Source organism: Faecalibacterium sp. DFI.5.82 (genome assembly GCF_029076575.1).
Lineage (GTDB): Bacteria > Bacillota > Clostridia > Oscillospirales > Ruminococcaceae > Faecalibacterium > Faecalibacterium duncaniae.
This window is the reverse complement of record NZ_JARFIS010000358.1, coordinates 1-320: the sequence shown is the minus strand read 5'-3', so window position 1 is coordinate 320 and position 320 is coordinate 1. Positions and strand designations below refer to the sequence as shown.

General features: G+C 57.8%; 1 pseudogene. It reads right to left on the bottom strand.

What is annotated here, in order from left to right:
- Positions 1-320, bottom strand: a pseudogene (locus P0G09_RS16985) (glycosyl transferase family 2); the annotation flags it as partial.

Sequence of the window (320 nt, the reverse complement as noted above, 5' to 3'; positions counted from 1 at the left end):
CTGGATATACTGCATGTTGAACACCAGATCCTCGGCCCATTTCAGCTCGCTGGTGAACTGGATGTCATTGCCGGTGAGCAGGATGCGGCGGTAGAGCTTGTTCCAGAGCACACTGTAAAAGTATGAGGCAGGCTTGTCCATCAGCCGCAGGGCAAAGGTGTCCTTGTCGTAGACCCCGGCGGGCAGGAAACCGTATTCCCGCACCTCAGGGGGCCGGGCAACACTCATCACGACCAGATTGTCCTCCAGCTTTTCCAGCACCTGCTCGGGCTTTGTGGCCCCGGCGGGGATCACCATCTTGTATGGCGCAATCACAAGGT